This is a genomic window from Arthrobacter sp. Y3221048 (assembly GCF_059092685.1).
Window position 1 is genome coordinate 339,069 of sequence record NZ_JBNHHX010000003.1, and the last position, 16,408, is coordinate 355,476.

The 16,408-nt window shown below is 68.9% G+C and carries 13 protein-coding genes; 5 read left to right on the forward strand and 8 right to left on the reverse strand.

Annotated features, from left to right (window positions below; all coding sequences use genetic code 11):
- Window positions 1–5: 5 nt before the first annotated feature.
- Window positions 6–2,372: a transglutaminase TgpA family protein gene (locus AC5RVS_RS10375; RefSeq protein ID WP_494108386.1), complete on the forward strand. Its 2,367-nt coding sequence runs from the start codon at window positions 6–8 to the stop codon at window positions 2,370–2,372.
- Here the strand turns inward: AC5RVS_RS10375 and AC5RVS_RS10380 are convergent.
- The gene (locus AC5RVS_RS10380) at window positions 2,360–3,841 is read right to left on the reverse strand and encodes an NAD-dependent succinate-semialdehyde dehydrogenase (protein ID WP_494108070.1); all 1,482 of its coding nucleotides are present in this window, start codon (window positions 3,839–3,841) and stop codon (window positions 2,360–2,362) included. The genes AC5RVS_RS10375 and AC5RVS_RS10380 overlap by 13 nt on opposite strands.
- Before the next feature lie 220 nt (window positions 3,842–4,061).
- The gene (gene rsmI, locus AC5RVS_RS10385; protein WP_494108071.1) at window positions 4,062–4,946 is read right to left on the reverse strand and encodes a 16S rRNA (cytidine(1402)-2'-O)-methyltransferase; all 885 of its coding nucleotides are present in this window, start codon (window positions 4,944–4,946) and stop codon (window positions 4,062–4,064) included.
- 146 nt (window positions 4,947–5,092) lie between these two features.
- Between rsmI and AC5RVS_RS10390 the strand changes: the two genes are divergently transcribed.
- Together AC5RVS_RS10390 and AC5RVS_RS10395 are read left to right on the forward strand one after the other, a co-directional pair.
- Window positions 5,093–6,736: a dolichyl-phosphate-mannose--protein mannosyltransferase gene (locus AC5RVS_RS10390; protein ID WP_494108072.1), complete on the forward strand. Its 1,644-nt coding sequence runs from the start codon at window positions 5,093–5,095 to the stop codon at window positions 6,734–6,736.
- A gap of 49 nt (window positions 6,737–6,785) precedes the next feature.
- Complete coding sequence (locus tag AC5RVS_RS10395; RefSeq protein WP_494108073.1) at window positions 6,786–8,597, forward strand: AMP-dependent synthetase/ligase; 1,812 nt, start codon at window positions 6,786–6,788, stop codon at window positions 8,595–8,597.
- 10 nt (window positions 8,598–8,607) lie between these two features.
- On the opposite strand, the gene AC5RVS_RS10400 is transcribed toward AC5RVS_RS10395, so the two are convergent.
- Both AC5RVS_RS10400 and AC5RVS_RS10405 read right to left on the reverse strand, forming a co-directional pair.
- The gene (locus AC5RVS_RS10400) at window positions 8,608–9,780 is read right to left on the reverse strand and encodes a TIGR01906 family membrane protein (protein WP_494108074.1); all 1,173 of its coding nucleotides are present in this window, start codon (window positions 9,778–9,780) and stop codon (window positions 8,608–8,610) included.
- Window positions 9,781–10,099: 319 nt separating this feature from the next.
- Window positions 10,100–11,092 carry a stage II sporulation protein M gene (locus AC5RVS_RS10405; RefSeq protein ID WP_494108075.1) on the reverse strand — a complete coding sequence of 331 codons (993 nt, stop codon included), beginning with the start codon at window positions 11,090–11,092 and terminating at the stop codon, window positions 10,100–10,102.
- A gap of 110 nt (window positions 11,093–11,202) precedes the next feature.
- On the opposite strand from AC5RVS_RS10405, the gene AC5RVS_RS10410 reads away from it, so the two are divergent.
- Window positions 11,203–12,006, forward strand: coding sequence for an RDD family protein (locus AC5RVS_RS10410; protein ID WP_494108076.1), 804 nt, complete (start codon window positions 11,203–11,205; stop codon window positions 12,004–12,006).
- 43 nt (window positions 12,007–12,049) lie between these two features.
- On the opposite strand, the gene AC5RVS_RS10415 is transcribed toward AC5RVS_RS10410, so the two are convergent.
- From AC5RVS_RS10415 to AC5RVS_RS10430, 4 genes are all read right to left on the reverse strand, one after another.
- Entirely contained in the window at window positions 12,050–13,294 is a 1,245-nt protein-coding gene (locus AC5RVS_RS10415; protein ID WP_493987947.1) for a L,D-transpeptidase, read from the reverse strand.
- A 198-nt stretch (window positions 13,295–13,492) separates the two neighbouring features.
- Window positions 13,493–14,986 carry an adenosylhomocysteinase gene (gene ahcY / locus AC5RVS_RS10420; protein WP_494108387.1) on the reverse strand — a complete coding sequence of 498 codons (1,494 nt, stop codon included), beginning with the start codon at window positions 14,984–14,986 and terminating at the stop codon, window positions 13,493–13,495.
- Window positions 14,987–14,996: 10 nt separating this feature from the next.
- Window positions 14,997–15,239: a Trm112 family protein gene (locus AC5RVS_RS10425; protein WP_494108077.1), complete on the reverse strand. Its 243-nt coding sequence runs from the start codon at window positions 15,237–15,239 to the stop codon at window positions 14,997–14,999.
- A gap of 118 nt (window positions 15,240–15,357) precedes the next feature.
- Complete coding sequence (locus tag AC5RVS_RS10430; RefSeq protein WP_493987945.1) at window positions 15,358–15,747, reverse strand: DUF3499 domain-containing protein; 390 nt, start codon at window positions 15,745–15,747, stop codon at window positions 15,358–15,360.
- A gap of 170 nt (window positions 15,748–15,917) precedes the next feature.
- Here AC5RVS_RS10430 and AC5RVS_RS10435 point away from each other — a divergent pair, with 170 nt between their 5' ends.
- A complete protein-coding gene (locus AC5RVS_RS10435; RefSeq protein ID WP_493987944.1) occupies window positions 15,918–16,403 on the forward strand; it encodes a metallopeptidase family protein in 486 nt (161 codons plus the stop codon).
- The last annotated feature ends 5 nt before the right edge of the window (window positions 16,404–16,408 follow it).

The following is a 16,408-nucleotide window of genomic DNA, read 5'->3' on the forward strand; positions in this document are numbered from 1 at the left end:
CCCTCATGGTGGACAAACAGGCAGAACTCCGCGGCCCCGAAACACCCGGCCCGAGCGGCGGGCGGCCGCCCTCCCCCGGCGTCGCACCGTGGTTGATGAGCGCCGCCGTCGCACTTGCCGTCCTGCTCACGGCCGCCAGCCTGCACGGGGTCCTCGAGGGCTGGAGCTGGCTGTTCCAAGCCGCCGTGACGGTCTGTTGCACCGAGGCGGGCACCGGGCTGGCCCGCCGGCTGGACTGGTCGGCGCTGGCCGGGGCCCTGCTGGGACTGACCGGGCTGGTGATGTCGGTCACGGCGATGTTCCTGGCGCCGACCGGCTTCCTGGGCGTGATCCCCGGCCCCGGCACGTTCGCTGCCCTGGATCCCATGATGGAGGAAGCCCGGGACACCGTTGTCTCGCAGGTCGCTCCGGTGCTGGTCAACGACGGCATCGCGCTGGCGGCGTGCGTGGGGGTGGGGCTGATCGCCCTGCTGGTGGATACGCTGGCGGTTCCGCTGCAGATGCCTGCCATCAGCGGCCTGGGCCTGCTGGGCCTGGCCATCGTTCCGGCCATCATCAAACCGAACAGCATCGGAGCGGCGGGTTTCCTGGCCGCCGCGGCGGGCTATCTGCTGCTGCTGGGCTGCGCCCAATGGCTGGCCGCCGGCGGCAGCGGCAGGGGCCGGCTGGCCTCCGTCGAGCAGATCCGCCGTGCCTCCGGCATAGCGGCGGCCGGCCTCGCGGTCTCGCTGGTGCTCCCGCTGGCCATCCCGGGCTTCACGTCCGGATTGTTCCCGGAGGGTTCGCGGCTGAATTGGGGGGCGCCGACCGGCCTCAATCCGGTGGTGAGCCTGGGCGACAACCTCCGGCGGCCCGGCGCCTTCGGCAGGATGACCTATGCCACCGATGCGGAGGAACCGCTCTACCTGCGCTCGGTCACGCTGGAGAACCTTACCGGCGCGCGCTGGAGCCCGAGCGACTTCGACGGCCACCGCCGCACCGGCATCGACGAACTCGGGGTGCCGAGCGTGCGGAACCTGCTGGCCGACGGAGAGGTGACCACCACGCGGATCAGTACGGCATCCTTCACCAGCCCCTGGCTGCTGGCCCCTTACGCTCCGGCGAGCGTCTCGGGCGTCCGCGGCAAGTGGAGCTGGGATCCCCGCACGCTCAACATCCGCGGCGAGTCCGGCACCACCACCGCGAACCAGGAGTACGAAGTCCGCAGCGTCAGGCCGGCGCTGACGAGGGAAGCGCTGCGGGCTTCGGAGCCGTCGAGCAATCCCGTCGTCGATCCCGTCTTCTCCGAGCTCCCGGACAGCATGCCCGGCATCATCGCGGACACCACAGCGACCGTGCTGGAGGGTCTGGAGAATCCGTACGAGCAGGCCATGGCCATCCAGACGTACCTTCGGACATCCGGGTTCGTGTACTCGGAACAGGCGCCGGTCGACGGCGGCTACGACCAGAGCGGTTTCGAGGTCGTGGCAGCGTTCCTGGAGGAAAAGTCCGGCTACTGCATCCACTACGCCGCGACGATGGCGATCATGGCCCGGATCGCGGGCATCCCCAGCCGGATGGCGGTCGGCTATGCTCCGGGGCGTCCCACCGGTGCGGTCTTTGACGACGGTGCCGGCGGGGAACTGGAGGAATTCGAGATTGATTCCCGCGACGCCCATTCCTGGCCGGAACTCTACTTCAGCGGAATTGGCTGGGTCACCTTCGAGCCCACGCCGTCACGGGGAGTGCTGCCACCCTACGCCCGGCCCGAAGGCGCCGGCGGCCCGGTGCTTCCCAACGACGACCCGCTCAGGCCGGCGGGGCCGCCTCCGGCCGCCACCGACGACCCCGGAGATCCGGCTGCCTCGGGCGCCGGTCCCGCGGGCGAAGACATGCTCTCGCAACGGCTGTGGTCGGCGGCAGCGGCGGCCATGCTGCTGGCCCTCCTGTTGACGCCGCTGGTGCTGCGCCGCCGGCGTACCGGCTGGCGCAGGGCCGCGCTGGCCGGAGGAGGCGGGAGGGCCGCCGTGGCCACGTGGGCGGAAGCCGTGGATACCGCGGAAGACCTCGGCTGGGCGGCCGCGGCCACGGAAACACCCAGGGCCTTCCAGCAACGCCTCGACGACGCCGGCGTGGTCACCGGGAAATCTTCTGCCGCCTTGGCGCGGCTGCGGGCCGGCTACGAGCGGGCCGCCTACGCGGCTCCGGAGGCACCGGCACCGGGCGGCGCCGAAACCGCCCGGTGGTCCGATGTGGAAACCGTCAAAAACCGGCTCCTGGAGCGGGCCGGATGGCGGCGACGCCTGGCCGGGCTGTTTTGGCCGGCGTCGCTGTTCCGCCGCCGGCCGCCCGGTGAGGACGGCCGGTCGACGGATCGGACCTACCGGGCGTAGGGGTCCGCGATGCCGATGTACTGGACGCTGGTGTACTCGTCCAGGCCTTCCGCGCCGCCCTCGCGGCCCATTCCGGACTGCTTCACTCCGCCGAACGGGGCGGCGGCGTTGGAGATCACGCCGGCGTTGTAGCCCACCAGGCCGAATTCGATCTGCTCGGAGACGCGGAACATGCGGTTCACGTCGCGCGAGTAGATGTAGGAGGCGAGGCCGTACTCGGTGGCGTTGGCCAAGGCGATGGCCTGCTCTTCGGTTTCGAACGTGGTCACCGGGGCCACCGGGCCGAAGATTTCGCTCTGCAGGATATCGGCGTCGTTCGGAACGTTGGACAGCACGGTCGGCTGGTAGAAGTAGCCGTCGCCTTCCACGGGCCCGCCGCCGGTGCTGACGGTTGCGCCCGCTTCCACGGCGGCGGTCACCAGGGCATGCACGTCCTCGCGGGCGCCACCATCGATCAGCGGGCCCACCGTGGTGTCCGCTTCGGTGCCGCGGCCCGGCTTGAGGGCCTTCATGGCGTTGGCGAACTTGGTGGTAAATTCCTCGGCCACGGAGGCCTGGACCAGGAAGCGGTTGGCGGCCGTGCAGGCCTCGCCCATGTTGCGCATCTTGGCGGCCATGGCTCCCTCGACGGCCTTGTCCAGGTCGGCGTCTTCGAACACGATGAACGGGGCGTTGCCGCCGAGCTCCATCGAGGTCCGCAGGACATTGTCCGCGGCGTCCTTGAGCAGCTGCTTACCCACCGGCGTGGAGCCGGTGAAGGAAACCTTGCGCAGGCGGGAGTCCTGCATCAGCGGCCCGGAGATGCCGGAAGCGCTCTTGGAGGAGACCACGTTCAGCACTCCTGCGGGGAGGCCGGCCTCCATCATGGTCTGGGCGAAGAGCTGGCTGGTCAGCGGGGTGAGCTTGGCGGGCTTGAGCACCATGGTGCAGCCGGCGGCTACGGCCGGACCGACCTTGCGGGTAGCCATGGCGAGCGGGAAGTTCCACGGGGTGATCAGCAGGCAGGGGCCGACCGGCTTGCGCTGGACCAGGATCTTGTTCTTGCCCTCCGGCGTGGTCAGGTAGCGGCCATAGTCGCGGACGGCCTCCTCGGAGAACCAGCGCAGGAATTCGGCGCCATAGGCCACCTCGCCGCGGGATTCGGCCAGCGGCTTGCCCATTTCCATGGTCATCAGCAGGGCGAAATCCTCGGAGCGCTCGGTCACCAGATCGAAGGCGCGGCGGAGAATCTCGGCGCGCTGGCGCGGAGCCGTGCGGGCCCAGGCTGCCTGCGCGCTGTCTGCGGCGTCGAGGGCTGCGAGCGCGTCCTCGCTGGTGGCCGAGGCCAGGGTGGCCAGCACCTTGCCGGTGGCGGGGTCGTGGACGTCGAAGGTCCCGCCGTCGGAGGCGTCGCGCCATTCGCCGTTGATCAGCAGGCCGGTGGGTACTTTGGCGAGCAGTTCTGCTTCGCGGGCTGCGGTTTCAGCCATGGCGGTGCCTCCAAGTGTTCGGGATTGAGTCCGTGGGCACAGTTGCCCGGTTTCCTTCACGGTAGGGGTTCCGCTTCACAGGTGTAAATGCGAAGGTGCACTACGTTCCACGGTCCCTACTGTGCAGATCGACAATACCAATCCGGCGGCCGGGGTCAGGTCACAGAGCGCGCAGATTACGACACCCCAGGCCGCCGCCTGCACCTGCATCGGCCAAGGATCAGCGCCCGCCGCCGGTCCGGGTGGCCAGGACCGCGGCGTAGAGCTCGCGCTTGCTCACCCGGGCATCGGCCGCGACGGCGGCCACCGCGTCCTTGAGCCGGGCACCCTGCGAAACCAACGCGTTGACGCCTTCCACGTGGTCTTCGGGGTGTTCAGGTGCCGCTTCCGGCGCACCGGCAACCACCACGGCGATCTCGCCGCGCACCTCATGGGTTTCCGCCCACTCCAGCAGTTCGCGGACCGGACCGCGCAACACTTCTTCATGCAGCTTGGTCAGCTCTCGGCATACCGAGGCGCGGCGGTCCGGGCCGAACCCGGCATCGAGCGCCCGCAGCATGGCCGCCAACCGGTGCGGCGCCTCGAAGAAGACCATTGTCCGCCGCTCGGCGGCGAGCTCCGCCAGCCGCGCAGCGCGCTCACCCTGCTTGCGGGGCAGGAAGCCCTCGAAGGTGAAGCGGTCGGTGGGCAGGCCGGACAGCGCCAGCGCCGTGAGCACGGCCGAGGGCCCGGGCACGGCAGTTACCAGCAGGCCTTCCGCCACGGCCGCCTCCACCAACCGGAAACCGGGATCCGAGACCGCCGGCATGCCGGCGTCGGTCACCATCACCAGGGTGCTGCCGGCACGGACCAGTTCCAGCAAGTCGGGGGTACGGGCCGCCTCGTTGTGCTCGTGGTAGCTGATGATCCGGCCGGCGGCCGTGATGCCCAGCAGTTGCAGCAGTTTGTGCAGCCGGCGGGTGTCTTCGGCGGCGACTACATCGGCGGTTTGGAGCAACTCGACCAGCCGCGGCGAGGCGTCCCCGACGTTCCCGATCGGCGTTCCGGCCAACACGATCTGCCCTGCCTGCCGCCCTGCCGGGGCGCCCCGTTCCTGCTCATTCACATGGACAACCCTACCTGCGGCGTTCGCCTCTTTCACCGGCGGCTTATATAGAGTCGGTATGTGCCCCACTGCAGCGAGGACCGCCCTTCGGCAGCCGACGTCCCGGCTCGTGGCCTCGCGCACCCCTGCACCTACCGGTCGGTAACATGATGGCCGTGACCCGAACCGCATCCCGGCCGGCTGCGGCTGCCCGGCGCGGCCACTGGCTGGAGTCCCCGGGATGGGCGTTCAGCGAGGCGGTGCTGCGCCGGCGGCTGCTCGGACTTCCGGCCCCGTTCGGCCTCTGGGCCTGGCTGCTTCCCGTGCTCACGGCCGTCCTCGGCGGGGTCTTGCGCTTCTACCGCTTGGGTGAACCGGGTTCGCTGGTATTCGACGAAACCTACTACGTCAAGGATGCCTACTCCTACCTGCAGTCCGGCTACGAACGCGAATGGCCCAAAGACGCCAACGACTCCTTCAACGCGGGCAATCCGGATGTCCTGCTCGATACCCCCGAATATGTGGTGCACCCGCCCGTCGGCAAGTGGATGATCGCCGCGGGCATGTGGCTTTTCGGATCCGACAACGGTTTCGGCTGGCGTTTCGGCGCCGCGCTCACCGGCACGCTGTCCATCCTGATGATCGCCCTGATCGCGCAGGCATTGTTCAAGTCGCCGGCACTGGGCGGGGTCGCCGGCTTACTGACGGCCATCGACGGGCACCATCTGGTCCACTCCCGGACGGCTTTGCTGGACGTCTTCCTCATGTTCTGGGTGGTCGCCGCGTTCGGCGCGCTCCTGCTGGACCGCGTCGACGGACGGCGCCGGCTGGCCGCGAAGATCGCCCGGCAGGCAGGCCCCTCCGGGATGCCGCGCCCTGCCCGGCTGCTGTACGGCCCGTGGGTACTCTGGCGGCCGTGGCGGCTGGCGGCGGGTGTCTGCCTCGGGCTGGCCGTGGGCACCAAGTGGTCGGCACTGGCGTTCGTCGCGGTGTTTGGCCTGATGTGCGTGTTCTGGGACCTTGGCGCCCGGCGTGCCGCGGGGATCAGGGAGTGGTTCTCCGCAGGCGTGATCCGCGACGGGGTGCCGGCCTTCTTCACCATGATCCCGGCTGCGGCGGTGACCTATCTGGCGACCTGGACGGGCTGGCTGCGCTCGGACGGTGCGTACGACCGACACTGGGCGGCGTCGAACCCGTCCGCGACCTGGGGCTGGCTGCCGGACTGGCTGCGCTCGCTGGCCGAGTACCACCGCAGCGCCTACACCTTCCACAGTGGCCTGGATTCCGAGCACCCGTACGAATCCAACGCCTGGACCTGGTTGTTCATGGGCCGCCCGACGTCGTTCTACTACCATGCCGAGGAGGCCGGCCAGGGCGCCTGCCGGGCGGCCACACGCTGCTCCGAGGCGGTCACTGTGGTCGGCAACCCGCTCGTCTGGTGGGCTGCTGCTGCCTCGCTGCTGGTGCTGCTCTTCTACTGGGCCGGGCGGCGGGACTGGCGTGCGGGTGCGGTGCTGGCGGGCGTCGCGGCCGGCTACCTGCCGTGGTTCCTCTACCCCGACCGGACCACGTTCTTCTTCTACGCGATCTCCTTCCAGCCGTTCCTGGTGCTGGCCCTGACCTACGTGCTCGGGCTGGCGTTGGGCCGGCCGACGGATCCGCCGTGGCGCCGGCGCCAAGGTGTGCTGGTGGTAGGGCTCTTCGTGGCGGCGGCGCTCCTGGTGTCGGCGTTCTTCCTGCCGGTCTGGACCGCAGAGATGATCGGCTACGACCAGTGGCGCTGGCGGATGTGGATGCCAAGTTGGATTTGATGCAGGCAAGACGACACGACTTTTACCGGATTCAGAAAGTGGGCACGACGTGCGCGAAGCAGTAACCGAAGTCCTGGCGGCGATGCCGGCCGGGTCGAACATTACGGACATCCTGGTGGCCCAGCATCAGCGCGACCCGCAGCGGGCGCTCTACGCGGTCAAGCGCAACGGAGCCTGGTCCGATGTTCCGGCCGCCGAGCTCCTGGCTCAGGTCAGCGCCGTGGCCAAGGGCCTGATGGCCTCGGGCATCGAAGCCGGAGACACCATTGCCGTGATGTCCAAGACCCGGTTCGAGTGGACGGTGGTGGATTTGGCCGGCTGGTTCGCCGGCGCGGTGGTGGTTCCGATCTACGAGACGTCGTCCCCGCACCAGGTGCAGTGGATCCTGCAGGACTCGGCGGCGAAACTGGTGTTCGCCGAGGACGCCGCCAAGGCCGCCGTGGTGCGCCAGGCCATGTCCGGGCTGCCGGCCGGGATCCCGGTGTGGCAGCTGGACGGGGAGGCCGATGGGCTGGCTGAGCTCGAGGCCCGTGGAACCGCCGTCACCGACGAGGAACTTGAACTGCGCCGGACCTCCCGGGGCATGCACGACGCGGCCTCGCTGGTCTATACCTCGGGCACCACCGGGCGGCCGCGCGGCTGCATCATCACCCATGGCAACTTCGCGGAACTGGCGGTCAACACCGTGGAGTTCCTGGCGGACATCCTCAAGCGTCCGGACGCAAAATCGCTGATGTTCCTGCCGCTGGCCCACGTGTTGGCCCGGGCCGTGCAGGTGATCTGCCTGACCGCCGGAGTGAAGATGGGCCACACCTCAAGCATGGCCGAGTTGATCGAGGACCTGGGCACCTACCAGCCCACGTTCCTGCTGGTGGTTCCGCGTGTGTTCGAAAAGGTTTACGCCACCGCCCGGCAGAAAGCGCACGACGGCGGCAAAGGCAGGATTTTCGACGCGGCGGCGCGGACAGCGGTTGCCTATTCACGGGCACGGGATGCGCAGGCACGCGGCACCGGCGCCGGGCCCGGCCTGGCGCTCAAGGCCCGGCACGCCGTGTTCGACAGGCTCGTCTACGGAAAGCTGCGCGCGGCGTTCGGCGGGCACGTGGAGTACACCGTCTCCGGCGCTTCGGCACTGAATCCGAAGCTCGCGCACTTCTTCACCGGCATCGGCGTGCCGGTGCTGGAAGGATACGGACTGACCGAATCCACCGCCCCTGCAGCGGTGAACCTGCCCCGGGCCAACCGGATAGGCACCGTGGGACTGCCGTTGCCGGGCACCACCATCAGAATCGCCGACGACGGCGAGGTCCTGATCAAGGGAATCGGCATCACCCCCGGCTACCACAATAACGACGACGCCAATGCCGAGTACTTCCGGGACGGCTTCTTGTGCACGGGGGACGTCGGCACGTTGGACGACGACGGCTACCTCACCATCACCGGCAGGAAAAAGGAGCTGCTGGTAACGGCAGCCGGCAAGAATGTTGCTCCGGGTCCGTTGGAGGACGCGTTGCGCGAACACCGGCTCGTGTCGCAGGCGGTAGTGGTCGGCGAGGGACGCCCGTTCGTCGGGGCCCTGGTCTGCCTGGATGAAGAGGGCTTGGCCGGCTGGCTTGCGTCGGCCGGCCGCGGCCCGGTCAGCGTGGCCGATGCCGCGGAAGACCCGGCGGTCCTGGCCGAGCTGCAGCAAGCCGTGGACCAGGCCAATCAGTTGGTCTCGCGGGCCGAGCAGATCCGGAAGTTCGCGGTCCTGGGACAGGACCTCACCGAGGCCTCCGGGCACCTGACGCCGTCGCTGAAGCTCAAGCGCGTCACCGTGCTGGAAGACTTCGCCGGCGAGATCGAATCACTGTACCGCTAGGGCCTGCAGCTCAGTCCTGCCCGCGGGCGAGCAGGAGTTCGTGCCGGCGGCGCCGTTCTTCGGCGGCCGCGGCGCTCCGGTTCCGGCGCCCGCGGGTCGGCCAGGTCAGGGCGAGCACCAGCGAGGAGATCATCAGCACCAGCAGAGCGATGACGATTCCGGCGTCCATCCAGAACTGTGCGGGGAACAGACGGATCAAGGTGTCGTCCACGAAGAAGGTCCAGGTGCCGTCGGCAAAGAAGATCCGGTGGAACTCGGTGAAGAACTGCTGCCAGTTGAGGGCCCCCAGGACGCCCAGCAGCAGGACCAGGATCAGCGTTGCGGCGGAACCGGCGAACAGGCCGCGCCGGATGCCTCCGTGGTAGCGGCGGGCCAGGTAGACCACTGCGACGACGGCCAGGAGCAGCAGGACCGCCCCGGCAATCATGGCCGCGAGGAACACGCCCTTCACGTCGGCCATGTGGCTGACCTCGGAATCCAGAAACAGGCTGCCGCCGTTGGGGCCGGGGAGGTCTCCCAGGTACTGCGGGCCGGCGAAATTCAGCAGGTAGTCCACCGCATAGGAGCCGTAGGTCATCCGCTCCTCGGTGCTGAAGCCAAAGCTGTCTGCCGGGAACCCGGGACGGTGGTACTCGACCCAGAGGAACAGCGGCGTGGCCACCAGCCGGATGGCCCCGATGATCAGGAGCGGCGGGAACAGCACCGCCAGCACCACCTGCAGGATTCGTCCGGCCAGCGGTTTGGCGTTCATGGCCTCGTCGCGTTCGGTGGTGCGCCGGACAACCTCCGAACGCGGCGGGCGTACCGACAGCGCACCGGTCGCAGGGTTCGCGTCGCTGCCGCCGGCAGCTGCGGCGGTGCCGGCGGGCGGCACCGGTGGGCGCGCCGGCAGCGGCTTCGGGGCAGCCGGGCCCTGACCGACCGCGGCGGCTGTGCCGGTCCTCCGGGGCCCTCCGCCCGGAGCGGCAGCCGCTGCTCCGGCGGGATCCGGCCGTCCGGCCGCGGAACTGCCGGCACTGTCGGCCGCCGCCGGGGCTCCGGTCCGGGCGGCCTCTGCAGCGGCACCATCTCCCCCTGCGGCCGGCGCGGCGGCGTCGAGGTGGGTGGGCCCGTCGCTCCGGGGTTTCGTTCCGGCGCCGTCCGGAGCACCGCCGTCGCGCGCGGTGCCCTGGCCGTCTGACACGGCGCTCAGATCCGGCAGCCTGCTGGGCCGGCGCATGGGAAGCGGGTTGGCGCCGTCCCGGAACCGACCGTTGACCGCAGGGACCGGAGGCGCCGGAGCGCGCTCGGGTTCAATGCCAGGGCCTTCTCCCGGCGCTGTCCGTGCCCTGCGTTTGTCTCCGCCGGGGTTCACCTCTTCGACTGCCACGTCCGTCGCCTCTTTCTGTACCGCTGGCCTCTCTGCCTATGAGACTACCGCCGGCCGGCGACGCTTCACGGTTGCCACCCCGGGGCGGCCCACCCGGCCATCGCCGGTTTGGCCGCGGTCGGCCCGGTCGCAGCTACCCGGTGGCGGCGGCCTCGCCGGCGTCGAACCGGCCCAGGTCGCCGCGCTCCCCCGCCAGGTAGGCCCGCCGGCCCACCACAAGGGTGTAGATCCAGTAGGCGGCCAGCACCAGTACGCCGATGCCCAGGCGCAGCCAGTCCGGCAGCGCGCTGGGGGTCACGAAGCCCTCGACCAGGCCGGAGATCAGGAGGACCAGGACCAGCCCCAGGGCAACGGTGATCAGCGACCTGCCTTCCCTGGCCAGCGATGCGGCGCGGGTGAGCCGGCCGGGCGAGACCCAGGACCAGAAGATCCGCAGGCCGGCGGCTCCGGCAATGAAGATTGCGGTCATTTCCATCAGCCCGTGCGGCAAAATATAGATGAAGAAGACGTCCAGCCGGTCGTAGGCGGCCATCATCCCGCCGGCCATGCCCACGCCTTGGGCGTTCATGAACAGGATGTACGGCACCCATAGTCCGGTCACTCCGAAGGCCACCGCCTGCGCGGCGATCCAGGCGTTGTTGGTCCACACCATGCCGGCGAACGAGGCGTTGGGATTCTCCGAGTAGTAATTGACGAAGTCCTCATCCACGTACTGCCGGATCTCCTCGTTGGACCCCATCGCCTTGATGACCTCGGGGTTTCCCGCCACCCAGGCACCGAACAGCCAGGCGACCAGGATGAACAGGGCGCCGATGGCCACGGTCAGCCAGCGCAGGCGGTAGAACGCGGCCGGCAGGGACAACACGAAGAACTCCGCCACGTCCCGGGCGAAGTTGGAGCGCGCCCCCGTGAACCGCGTCCGGGCGCGCGACAGCCGGGTGGAGAGGGCCGCCGACAGTTGGCCCTCGGCGGCGACCGACCGGATCATCGACAAGTGGGTCGACGTGCGCCGGTAGAGCACGAGCAGTTCATCCGCCTCGGCGCCGGTGAGCTTGCGTTTGGCGCTCAGTTCGTCCAGCCGCTGCCAATCGTGCTCATGCACCGCGGCGAAGGCATCGATATCCACGCCACTAGCCTATCCGTCGCGCGTCCAGGCTCCCGGCGGCGCCCGGCCGGACACCTCGGATCGATAGAGTGGAACCGGGCGCGGCACAGACCGCCCGGGAAAGGGATCCGATGAGCAACGTCATCACCGGCGAGGCGGTAGTGCTGGAACTGCGGCCGGCGTCGTTCGGCGTCCGGGCGCTGAGCTCGATCATCGATGTGGTGGCCAACGTGATCCTGCTGATCGCCGCCTTCGTGCTGCTGGCGGAAACCCTGGAGGTCGGGTTCGACGCCGCGGCCGCCCGGGCGCTGGTCATCGCGGTGGTGCTGTTCTTCCTGGTCGGCGTGCCCATCGCCGTGGAAACGCTCACGCGCGGCAAGTCGCTGGGACGCTGGATCATGGGGCTGCGGATCGTGCGTGACGATGGCGGTGCCATCCGCTTCCGGCATGCGCTCATCCGCGGCCTCGTGGCTGTCTTCGAACTGTACATCCTGCTCGGTTCCGTGGCCTTCATGGTGGCCCTGTTCAACGACAGGTCCAAGCGCCTCGGCGACCTGCTGGCGGGCACCTACAGCATGCGGGAACGCGTCGCGGTCATGCCGAAGATCCTGCCGGAAATTCCCCCGCAGCTGGCCCCCTGGGTGAAGCTCGCGGACATGGGGCGGCTGCCGGAACCGCTGGCCCGCCGGATTGTCCAGTTCCTCTCCCAGGCGCCCAAGATGATTCCGGCGTCCCGCGCGCGGTTGGCCACGGCCCTGGCCAACGAGGCCTCCGGCTATGTCTCTCCCCCGCCGCCGGCGGGGACTGAGCCGGAGATGTACCTGCTGGCAGTGATGGCCGAACGGCGCGAACGCGACTTTGCCCGGCTGGCCCGGCAGCAGGAACGCGCCGCCGAGCGCGGCGCCCGGCTGCATTCCCTGCCCTTCCGGGACTAGGAGCGGCCGCACGGTCCGCCCGGCCGGGCGGACCACGGGACGGCTAGCTCTTGTCCTGCGACGTCCAGGTCTTCCAATCCACGTTCCAGTCCCCGAAACCGTCCGTCGGATCCAGGAACCCGCCGTCGGTGTTGCGGATATCCACGATGTCCCCGGTCCGCATGGTCTCGTAGAAGTACCGGGCGCCGGCTTCGGACATGCCCACGCAGCCGTGCGAAATGTTGCGCACGCCCAGGGCCGAGGGGTCGAGGGTTGTGTGGACGAATTCGCCGCTGTTGCTCAACCGGCTGGCGTACTTGGCGTCGAACGGCTCGTACCAGTCCGGGTCTCCCGGTTTGAGCCCGATGCTGCGCGGGTTGAACGGAAGCGACTCATGCATGTCCATGATCGGGTGGATGCCCTTGCTTGACGGCCAGTTCGGGTCGCCCAGAGTCACCGGGAAGGTTTTGGCCAGCTCACCGCCCACGTAGATCTTCATGGTCTTGGTCTTGTTGTCCACGATCGCCCTGCGGTCATCGAGGATGTTGACGGTGATCTTCTCGTCGTTCATCCCGACCATGTTGTTGCCGAACTCCACGCCGAACAGTTTCATGTCCACTGTCACGGTGCTGTTCGGTTCCCAGTATCTTTCGGCACGGAAGCGGGCCTTGGTGTCCGAGTACCAGTAGAACTCGCCCTTCTGCCCGGCGGAGGTGGTGATGGAGATGGCCTTCTCCACCGCTTCCTTGTTCAGCACGGGTTCACTGAAATTGAACTCCAGCGGCTGGGCGATGCCCACGCTCTGTCCGTCCAGCGGGTACATCCAGCCGTCGGCCTGGTTGGGTGCCAACACGGTGGTGAAGCTCTGCTGCTTGGCGGTCTCGGTGCCGGCGCGGTCCACGAGCGTGTAGCTGAAGTCGTATTCGGTCAGGAAGTCCAGGCGTTCCGTTGCCTTCCAGACGCTGCCGTCTGCGGACAGTTCGCCGGCGATCGGTTCGCCGCCCTCCGCCGGCGTTAACACCACATCCTTGATGGAGGCGTTCTTGGCGGTGATGGTGGCCACGGTGGCCGGATTGACTTCCACGGCTTTGTCTTCCGGGGTGACTCCGACCGACATCGCCTTGACGACCGGCTCCGCGAAGCCCTGCCGCTCGGCCGGCGCGGCGGCGAACACCCGTCCCAGCTGGGAGGCGAAAGTCGGCGACGCCATGGCCGCTGCCGTGACGGCCGCGGCGGCTGCCACCAGCACTCCGATGATGCACAGCAGGGCAATCTTGAGGCCCTTGCGCTTCTTTTTTCCCTCAGTCATCCCAACCCAACTCACGAGACCTCGGCGGCACCTGATCGCCGCTGAAGGGCACAGCAGCACCCTGCTTCCATCGTAGGGCGCGCGGCGCCGAAGGGACGTGTTATTGCGGGCGGGTCCGCCCAACAATCCGGTAACCATTAACCGGCCGGCCAACGGCGGGGGCGGAGGCGCCGCCCGCCGTTAGCCGTCCGGACCCGATCAGTAGCGGTAATGATCCGGCTTGTACGGGCCGGCGACGTCCACGTCCAGGTACTCGGCCTGTTCCTTGTTCAGTTCGGTGAGTTCGACGCCGAGCGCGCCCAGGTGCAGCCGGGCTACCTTCTCGTCGAGCACCTTCGGCAGCACGTAGACCTGGTTGGCGTATTCGGGCTCGCCGGTGGCCGAGCCCTCGGCCGGCTTGCCGTGCTTGGTGAACAGCTCGATCTGCGCAATGGTCTGGTTGGCGAAGGAGTTGCTCATCACGAACGAAGGGTGCCCGGTGGCGTTGCCCAGGTTCAGCAGGCGGCCCTCGGAGAGCACGATGATGGAGCGTTCGGTCGCCAGGCCGGCATCGAAGACCCATTCGTGGACCTGCGGCTTGATCTCGACCTTCCGGACGCCCTGGACGTTGGCCAGGCCTGCCATGTCGATTTCATTGTCGAAGTGGCCGATGTTGCCCACGATCGCCTTGTCGCGCATCTTCACCATGTCGGACGCCATGATGACGTCCTTGTTGCCGGTCGTGGTGATGAAGATGTGGCCCTCGCCGACGACCTTGTCCAGGGTGGTGACCTGGTAGCCGTCCATCGCGGCCTGCAGGGCGCAGATCGGGTCGATCTCGGTGACGACGACGCGGGCGCCCTGGCCGCGCAGCGCCTCGGCCGCGCCCTTGCCGACGTCGCCGTAACCGCAGACCACGGCGGTCTTGCCGCCCATCAAAACGTCGGTGGCCCGGTTGATGCCGTCCGGCAGCGAATGGCGGATGCCGTACTTGTTGTCGAACTTGGACTTGGTCACCGCGTCGTTGACGTTGATCGCCGGGAACAGCAGCTGGCCCTGCTCCGCCAGCTGGTAGAGCCGGTGCACGCCGGTGGTGGTTTCCTCGGTGACGCCGCGGATGCCGGCGGCGACCCGGGTGAACTTCTGCGGGTCCTTGGCCAGCGAGGCGCGCAGCACGTCCAGGATGATCGTGTACTCGTGCGGGTCGTCGGCGGTGGCCGAGGGAACGGCACCGGCGGCTTCGAATTCGACGCCCTTGTGCAGCAGCAGGGTGGCATCGCCGCCGTCGTCCAAAATCATGTTCGGTCCCAGCTCGGGGTTCTCGGCGGCACCCGGCCAGGTCAGGATCTGCTCCGCCGTCCACCAGTATTCTTCGAGCGTTTCGCCCTTCCAGGCGAAAACCGGAACGCCCTGCGGCTCTTCCGGCGTGCCCTTGCCCACCACGACGGCGGCGGCGGCCTCGTCCTGGGTGGAGAAGATGTTGCAGGAGGCCCAGCGGACCTCGGCTCCGAGTGCGGTCAGGGTTTCGATCAGGACCGCGGTCTGCACCGTCATGTGCAAGGAACCGGCAATCCGGGCCCCGGCCAGGGGCTGGGCCTCGCCGAACTCTGCGCGCAGTGCCATCAAACCCGGCATCTCGTGCTCCGCCAAGCGGATCTGGTGGCGGCCGGCGGCTGCCAGCGAGAGGTCCTTGACCTTGTAATCGAACGTCACAGTCATGCTCCTAAGCGTCAGCGGGGCCGTCATGGGGGGAAGCAGCGGCGCCGTCGTTGGTTGGATCAAGGGCGCCGGCGGCCGGGGCGGCGTGCGGCAGCAGCACCGGGATGCCGTCTTCGATCCGGTAGCGCAGCCGCGCTCCGTCGGCGGTGCGGCCGGTCGAGACCAGCTCGTCGCCCTCCTGGGCCAGTGATGAACCGGTAGCCGGACAGCGCAAAACCGCCAGCAGTTCGGGGGTCAGATGTGCCATGCAATGGTGTCCTTTGATCTCCAGCAGCTTCGGCTGCGTCCGCTTCCGGCGGCGCGGGGCTTCGCCACGGACGGCAGGTTGCCGGCACGGCGGGCTGCCCGCCTCCCAGCGTATCGCCCTATGGTTGTCCGCGCAGAACGCGCAGGTGCCCGCGCCGGGTGCCGGCAGCACCTGCTGGAGGCTCCAACGGCTCGCGCTGGCCGCGCGGCTGGGGCACCTCGTCGGCTGCCTCCGGTGTGCGGGCGGCCTCGCGCACGGCGTCGGCCAAGGCCAACAGGTCGTCGGGGTTGGGGACCGGCGCCTGCTCCGGCAGGGCCAACCGCATGACTTCCCAGCCGCGGGGTACGGTCAGCCGTCCGGCGTGCTCGGCACACAGGTCGTAGCAGTGTGGCTCCGCGTAGGTCGCCAGCGGGCCCAGGACGGCAGTGGAATCCGCATACACGTATGTCAAAGTAGCGATGGCCGACCGTTGACAGGCCGAGCGTGAACATTGACGAAAGGATCCCACGAGAGAGCATCCTACTCCCGGCCTCCCTCCTTCCGGACCACCGGCGCGGGCCGGTGAAGAAAAGATTTGGTCACAATCGGGTCGCCCGGACGCTGCTCCCCCGGACGCTCCGGCGCACCGGCTGCGGGGGCCGGGTGCCTTATTCCGGTTCCCGGGCTTAAAGTCGGTATATGGACAACGGACCATCACTGACCCTCTCGCTGGATAGCGACGGCGGTGGCTGGCGCCGTCCGTTTGCCGCACGACGCCGGAACCGCCGCGGCCGCGGGCTGCGCGGCGACCTGCTGCCCGCCAACCTGCCCGGCCATCTGACCAGGTCGGAACAGTTCGAGCAGTGGGTCTCGGAGTCCGCCGAGCGGCTGGCGTACTTCTGGGGCGAGCGGGTCGAAGCAGCCCAATTCGTGGTCGAAGACATTCCGCCCCGCCTCGAGGAGCTGCTGGCCCGCGGCCAGGCCGCGCCGCTGGGCAGCTTCACTCCGGCCTCGCCGGGCCGCCCGGCCGTGGTGACTGTGTTCCGGCAGCCGGTCCAGACGGCCGCCCGGCTGCGGGCCGAGCTTCCGGAGCTCATCCACGATGTGGTGGTGGAGCAGACCGCGCAACTGCTGAACATGGCACCGGAAGCGGTTGACCCCGGCTACGGCCGGACCCGCCCCTGATCGGG